Annotated in this window: 6 protein-coding genes and 4 tRNA genes; all 10 read left to right on the forward strand. The window is 42.5% G+C overall.

Annotated features, from left to right (window positions below; all coding sequences use genetic code 11):
* Window positions 1–416: 416 nt before the first annotated feature.
* Window positions 417–2,033 (forward strand): methyl-accepting chemotaxis protein, encoded by a 1,617-nt coding sequence (locus tag AC27HD_RS18560; protein ID WP_487107749.1) that lies wholly within the window; start codon window positions 417–419, stop codon window positions 2,031–2,033.
* A gap of 589 nt (window positions 2,034–2,622) precedes the next feature.
* On the forward strand, window positions 2,623–3,081 hold the full coding sequence (locus AC27HD_RS18565; RefSeq protein WP_487107751.1) for a DUF4174 domain-containing protein: 459 nt from the start codon (window positions 2,623–2,625) through the stop codon (window positions 3,079–3,081).
* A gap of 165 nt (window positions 3,082–3,246) precedes the next feature.
* Window positions 3,247–4,251: a UDP-N-acetylmuramate dehydrogenase gene (murB, locus tag AC27HD_RS18570; RefSeq protein ID WP_487107753.1), complete on the forward strand. Its 1,005-nt coding sequence runs from the start codon at window positions 3,247–3,249 to the stop codon at window positions 4,249–4,251.
* Window positions 4,248–5,234, forward strand: coding sequence for a bifunctional biotin--[acetyl-CoA-carboxylase] ligase/biotin operon repressor BirA (gene birA, locus AC27HD_RS18575; protein ID WP_032097091.1), 987 nt, complete (start codon window positions 4,248–4,250; stop codon window positions 5,232–5,234). Before murB ends, birA begins: the two co-directional genes overlap by 4 nt.
* Window positions 5,224–6,003, forward strand: coding sequence for a type III pantothenate kinase (locus AC27HD_RS18580; RefSeq protein ID WP_487107755.1), 780 nt, complete (start codon window positions 5,224–5,226; stop codon window positions 6,001–6,003). Before birA ends, AC27HD_RS18580 begins: the two co-directional genes overlap by 11 nt.
* Before the next feature lie 115 nt (window positions 6,004–6,118).
* A tRNA-Thr gene (locus tag AC27HD_RS18585) sits at window positions 6,119–6,194 on the forward strand.
* An 8-nt stretch (window positions 6,195–6,202) separates the two neighbouring features.
* Window positions 6,203–6,287, forward strand: a tRNA-Tyr gene (locus AC27HD_RS18590).
* Window positions 6,288–6,321: 34 nt separating this feature from the next.
* Window positions 6,322–6,396: transfer RNA gene (locus AC27HD_RS18595), tRNA-Gly, on the forward strand.
* Window positions 6,397–6,403: 7 nt separating this feature from the next.
* A tRNA-Thr gene (locus tag AC27HD_RS18600) sits at window positions 6,404–6,479 on the forward strand.
* 68 nt (window positions 6,480–6,547) lie between these two features.
* Window positions 6,548–6,958: GTP-binding protein (locus AC27HD_RS18605; protein WP_487106393.1), on the forward strand; the 411-nt coding region annotated here is incomplete at its 3' end.

Below are 6,958 nucleotides of genomic sequence, written 5' to 3' on the forward strand. Positions count from 1 at the left end.
CACGGCGGGTTTTTTGTTTTCTGCCCCAAAAAAATAAATGGGGTCAGATCCGCATTTATCCCCCAATTACATTCATAAATAATGGGGGTCAGAACCGTATTAATCCCCAATCTCAACAAACTTAATCAAACCCAACGCTAATAAAACAGGGTCAGAACCCAATTTATTGTTATCTATAGTGCCTAAAACAGACTAATGAAAAATGATGCCGCTTCCACCCGACTATCGTTTTACTCGAGACGTATAATGTCGTCGAGGGTTAAAAACTGCGATGTCGCTCATATCTAAACAACAGCAGCCACATTGTTTGTGTATGTCGAGAGTACGAGGAGCAATGTAAGACTATTTTCGTATAGTCTTTTGCGATGCTATCTCCTACAGTCTATAAAATAATAGATTATGCAGTGATGACAACCATGTTGAATGTAATACCTAGTCTTGTTTCTTCCATTGCCGTTCTAGTCTCCTTTTTGGTGACGGAAAACATATATTTATCGGTATTCGTTTCATTTATTATCGCCTTCGCTGTTACTTATTATCTACCTTTCCAATCAAGAAATAGTGGGTTTGAGCAATCGTCTAATTCTTCTTTTTCGTCACACTCGCAATCGCCACCAAAACTAGGTTCTAAATTAGAAGATCATAATGATTCGTCCTATACGCAGTTTGATGGTTTTGCCCAAGGTAATGATATAAGTGCGGCATCAAGCCGCATTGCAATTGGCGGCGCGTCAGTCTCATTTTTCTTAGATAAACTGTCTTCCGCCTTTCGTGAACAAGTAAATAGTATTAGCGAGATGAGCACGCGTCTCCAGAATTTAGAAAATGGTAGTGCATCACTGAGCAACTTAACCGCGCAAGCAGGCGAAGCGATTACAACGTCTGATGAAAAAACACAGCGAGGCAGTCGCCGCCTAAAACAAGTACTGGAACATCAGAAACTACTGCGCGAACAAATAACCGAATCTTCACAAACACTTGTTGTGCTTAAAAGTAGAGCCGAAGGTATCAGTAGTATCACCAACACGATTAACCAATTAGCTGACCAAACAAATATGCTCGCACTCAATGCTGCAATAGAAGCAGCTCGTGCCGGCGACCAAGGGCGTGGTTTTGCGGTCGTTGCTGATGAGGTTCGCGCGTTGGCTAAAAAAACCACTGAGGCTACATCGGGTATTGAACATCTACTACAGGACATGAATCACAGCAGTAAAAGCGCTGTTGAGGCCATGTCTAAGGTATCTGAATCTGGTGAAAGTATGAGTGAGCTTCTTACTGAAAGCGAAACATTCATAGCCGAGTCGAGCGAATTATCCTCAGAAGCGAGAAACGCTATGGAAACAATGAAGGAAAATGTAGCAGATCTGGCAAACGATAGCGGTGGCATTGGTGATTCTATTTCAACATTACAACATGCTACAAGCGATCTCGAGCATGACCTATCCGAAGTTGCCGAGCAAGCACTAGCGTTAAGTACTCAAGCAGAAGATATTTTTAGATTACTAGAAACTCTGAATATTGACGATGAAAACAGTCGAGTGCGAGATATAGCGATAAAAACTGCGAAAGAGGTAGGTCAACGTTTTGAGAAGGCTATTAGCGAAGGCGCTATTTCAGAGCGCGACCTTTTTAATTTTTCCTATAAACCGGTGCCGAACACTAATCCTGAAAAGCACGCTACCACATTCGATAGTTTTACCGATTCTGTGTTACCGGATATTCAAGAGCCGATTTTAGACACTCATAATTTTATTATTTATGCCGGTGCGGTGGATAAGAATGGTTACTTCCCAACCCATAACAATAAGTTCAGCCAACCTCTTACAGGGGATTATGCTACTGACCTAGCTAACAGCCGAACAAAGCGAATTTTTAACGATAAAACCGGCAGTCGTTGCGGCAGCAACACTGAGTCGTTTCTGCTGCAAACTTATAAACGAGACACAGGTGAGATTATGCACGACCTTTCTGCGCCTATTTATGTAAATGGCAAGCATTGGGGTGGGTTTAGAATTGGGTATAAAGCTTCATAGTTAAGTTTTTGTGGGAAATGAGTGGGGGCAGATTCGCGTTTATCCCCAATGACCTTCAATTCATTCAATACAAAATGTACAGAGTGAAAAATCCCTTATCATCATACCGTTTCTTTCTGCTCTGATAGCGACTTCGCCCTTTTCATTTGCGAAAAGTGAGCCAACGGGTGTATTGCATCAGGAATCTTGTTCTATGTTCTTCACCGATATGCGCTGGTAACACAGAATTCTTTTAGTGAGACTTTATGACGATGTGGAGCTGAGAGAGTTAAAAACAAATGGGGTCAGGTCCGTATTTATCTCCCAATTATGTTCAGCACATCGAATCCAACGAACATAAGACAGGGTCAGAACCCAATATATTGCCGTCCTTAGCATATAAGACTGGCTGTCAAACTAAAAATAAACGGGGTCAGATCCCTATTTATTATCATCCACATTGCCTACAACAGAAAAACGGTCAAAAAATGTGGCTCTGACCCCAATTATCGTTTCAGTTTAAGCGTATAACGTCAGGGTGTATTTCGAAATGTGGACCTGACCCCCTTTATTGTTTGAACGAAAGTGATGGAGTTGCGTAATAGAACTTATGAAGCCTTCAAAATACATCATATCGTTTCTTTCTGCTTTTATAGCGACTTCTTCCCTTTCCTTTGCGAAAAGTGAGCCAACGGGTGTGTCGTATCAGGAGTCCTGTTCTATGTTCTTCACCGATATGCGCTGGCAAAATAGAATTCTTTTAGTAAGAGTTGATGACGATGTGGAGCTGAAAGAATTAACAGAATATCTAGACTACAGTGCACTTGAACTTACAGAGAGAAAGCTTCTTGTACTGGGCATTGATAGAAAAACGGTTTATCCGTTTGGCAACTCATTATCTTGTCTTCCTTCTCTGGCTAAAATCCACAGTCGCTTAAATAGAAGCAAGGCAGTCCTCATCGGTCTTGATGGCGGTACAAAAGAGCAGTATGACGTGATAGACCCAGTACGCATATTTTCAGATATTGACTCAATGCCAATGAGGCGAAGGGAGCGTCAAGACAACTAAATAGTAAAAGCTACGTTTTAGCTTTCTACAGATTCTTCGAGTTTTCATAACCTACCTTATATTCACTAGGTTAATTCAATCCCTCACGCTTTATTGAAGTGATATACTTTTCTTTATTCTCTGCTTACCCTACCATTAGGCAATTATTCGCAGTTCGAAGACATTATGCCCTCATTGAAACACTACAGCACGTTTGGTCTAAATACGTCGTGCAAAACAATTCAATCGTTTTCAGATATCGACTCCTTTTTCCGCCTCTATAACAACACCGATTTGTGTTATTTGCTTGGCGGTGGCAGCAACTCAATATTCACCGAAACATTTGAAGGCACAGTACTGGTCAATGAGATAAAGGGCGTAAGTCATTTTGATGACGAAAAGAGTCATTTTTTACGGGTAGGTGCAGGCGAAAATTGGCACGAGCTTGTCAAACTATGTATGCAAAATGAGTGGTTCGGGTTTGAGAACCTAGCGCTCATCCCTGGTTCAGTGGGGGCTAGTCCAATTCAAAATATTGGCGCCTACGGCGTAGAGGTCGATACATTAATACAAACAATAGAAGCCGTGGTACTTAACACGGGTGAAAAGATTCTATTAAAAAATGAAGACTGTCAGTTTGGTTATCGAGATAGTGTATTCAAACATGCGCTGGCCAATAAGGTGCTTATTACCCACGTAAATTTTGTCCTACCAAAAGTTTATGAGTTAAATACCGCTTATGGTGAGCTTGCCGCGTTAACAAATCCAACGCCACAGGACATATATCACAAAGTTATAGAGGTGCGTAAGTCCAAACTTCCAGACCCTGCCGTTCTCGGTAATTCGGGAAGCTTCTTCAAAAATCCAATTGTCACTTACGATCATTTCAAAACAATTGCTGATCAATACGAACATGTACCTCATTTTACTGTAAAAACGAAATCCGCCGACGATAGTGTGAAAATTCCGGCAGCCTGGCTCATTGACCAAGCTGGTTTTAAAGGAAAGACGCTGAACGATGTGAGGTGTCACCCTACACAGCCTTTAGTACTTACAAACCTTGGCGATGCAAACGGTAGCGATGTACTATCTATGGCAAGAGATATCATAGCCAGCGTTTCTGACAGGTTTAATATCAAACTCGAACCTGAAGTACGCCTTTTAGGAAGCAAAGGACTTATTTCGCTATGAGACAGGCATCTAAAGTAATAAGAAAACATATATTAGCGCTATTGTCCGACGGTCACTTTCACTCCGGTGAAACTATAGCTCAAGAGGTTGGACTATCGCGTACCGCTGTTGCAGGGCATATTTCTCAGTTATCTGACTGGGGATTGGATGTATTTAAGGTAAAAGGTAAGGGATATCGACTAGAGCGAGGTTTTCCCATGTTAAGTGCAGATAGCATTAAGAAGTACTTGGGTAACACCAAACGAGCCATGATAGATGTTGAGTCGGTACTCCCATCAACAAATACAGAGATGAAAAAACGCATTGCTAATAATCGAGAAGAATTAGCCGACGGTGATGCGATTTTTGCTGAAATACAAACCGCAGGTCGCGGAAGACATGGCAGAACTTGGTTAGCGCCTGTGGGCGGTAGCCTAACATTTTCCATGTATTGGTCGTTTCCAGATGGATATCAGAGCATGGCGGGCCTTTCTTTATTGGTTGGTCTTGCAGTGTGCGACGCCCTAAAAGAGTTTGGCGTTAACGATGCCGAATTAAAGTGGCCGAACGATATTTATTTACAGGGCAAGAAGCTTGCTGGCGTATTGATAGAAGTAGAGGGGCAGATTGGGGCGACAGCGCATTGCGTTATCGGCATTGGATTGAACGTTTGTGTGCCTGATAACCAATACGACGTTGGGCAACCTCATAGCGATCTCGCTTCATTTTTAGGCACAGTGCCAGATAGAAATGAATTAGCGGCGCAAATTATTAAATCACTATGGTCTTATCTTCCTAAATTTACTCAACAAGGCTTTGGGCCATTCGTCCCTCATTGGGAAGCCTTAGATCTTTACGGTGATAGAAGGATAGTGCTGCAAATGGGTGAGAAGCGATTCTCTGGTATCGATAGAGGCGTAGACGCCAGCGGTGCACTGTTAGTTGAAACACAAGACGGCATTACACGTTTTCATGGCGGTGAGGTTAGCCTTCGTGGTAACTGATAGTATCCCATCTGAAAAAAATGCTGTAGCAAGTGAGCAAAATGTCTTATTAGTGGACATTGGCAACACACGAATCAAATATTCTCTGTTGTGTAATGACAAAGAAGAGCCCAAATCCGTTAATTCGATAGCTGAGCTTTTTAAATTTATCGACTCTTACGAAAAAATTTCTCATATTTACTTAGCTTCAGTTAGAAATAATGAAGTCTCGAAAGAAATAAATACCCTCTGTTTGCCTCGCAAAATTAATTTCATTGAAAAACACACAGAAAAATCAGCATTCGATATAAAAAATAGTTACGAGAATGTACAAAAAATGGGCGTTGATCGGTGGCTCGCGATGGTATGTGCTGCAGAAAAAACAAAAAAAGCATTTTTTGTTATGGATGTTGGTACTGCAATAACGGTAGATTTTGTGATGAATGGTCAACATTTAGGCGGTTGGATAGTGCCAGGGTTTAACGTTATGCGAGACGCATTGGTTGCATCTACAAAAAAAGTATCAGCGAATGATGAAATTCCGACCAGCTTTGGGGTAGGTACAGATACTGAAGAGTGCGTAGCAGCAGGGTGCCATGCAGCGGTTTATGGTGTTTATTTGAGCGCCATTGATTACATATCAAGCAAACAAACCGATTTTGACATTATTTTAGGGGGTGGAGACAAAAAAGTGTTTGCATTCTTAGAATCCGCTGTTAACATTCGTCCCGCTCATTTGGTGGTGCAAGGTCTTGCCCGCTACGCTCGAAAAGAACTTAGTTCAATTTAGGCGTAACCTTCTGATAGATTGAGAAATCGGTCAGAAAAGAAAAATGAAAATTTTTCGAAAAGACACTTGCACTGAGTAATTCATTACTCTAGAATGCGCACCCACTTGATGTAGTGCCGACTTAGCTCAGTTGGTAGAGCAACTGACTTGTAATCAGTAGGTCGCCAGTTCGATTCCGGCAGTCGGCACCATCAATTCTGGAGGGGTACCCAAGCGGTCAACGGGAGCAGACTGTAAATCTGCCGGCTCAGCCTTCGCAGGTTCGAATCCTGCCCCCTCCACCACTTTCTTTATGAGGTGGCCAGAGAATTAAGATTTGCGGGCATCGTATAATGGCTATTACCTCAGCCTTCCAAGCTGATGATGTGGGTTCGATTCCCACTGCCCGCTCCAAATCAGTGCTGATATGGCTCAGTTGGTAGAGCGCACCCTTGGTAAGGGTGAGGTCGGCAGTTCGAATCTGCCTATCAGCACCATTTTTCTCCCCAGCTCATGTTGTAAAAATTCAAAATTTTTTTAATGTAACTTTGCTGGGATAATAGAAATGGCAAAAGAAAAGTTTGAACGTACGAAACCCCATGTAAACGTGGGTACTATCGGCCACGTTGACCACGGTAAAACCACGCTAACTGCAGCTATCACTACTGTTCTAGCGAAGACCTACGGCGGTTCTGCAAGCGCATTCGATATGATCGATAACGCGCCTGAAGAAAAAGCACGTGGGATCACCATCTCTACGTCACACGTAGAATATGATACTCCTGCTCGTCACTACGCACACGTTGACTGTCCTGGACACGCTGATTACGTTAAAAACATGATCACTGGTGCTGCACAGATGGACGGCGGTATTCTAGTAGTTGCTGCGACTGATGGCCCTATGCCACAGACTCGTGAGCACATCCTACTTGGTCGTCAGGTTGGTATCCCTCACATCATCGTGTTCATGAACAAA

This window comes from Alteromonas sp. 4NS20-0143 (genome assembly GCF_057542855.1).

Coding starts and splice junctions, on each gene's coding strand:
- AC27HD_RS18560 (WP_487107749.1), top strand. CDS start 417: ATGTTGAATGTAATACCTAGTCTTGTTTCTTCCATTGCCGTTCTAGTC.
- AC27HD_RS18565 (WP_487107751.1), top strand. CDS start 2,623: ATGAAGCCTTCAAAATACATCATATCGTTTCTTTCTGCTTTTATAGCG.
- murB (WP_487107753.1), top strand. CDS start 3,247: ATGCCCTCATTGAAACACTACAGCACGTTTGGTCTAAATACGTCGTGC.
- birA (WP_032097091.1), top strand. CDS start 4,248: ATGAGACAGGCATCTAAAGTAATAAGAAAACATATATTAGCGCTATTG.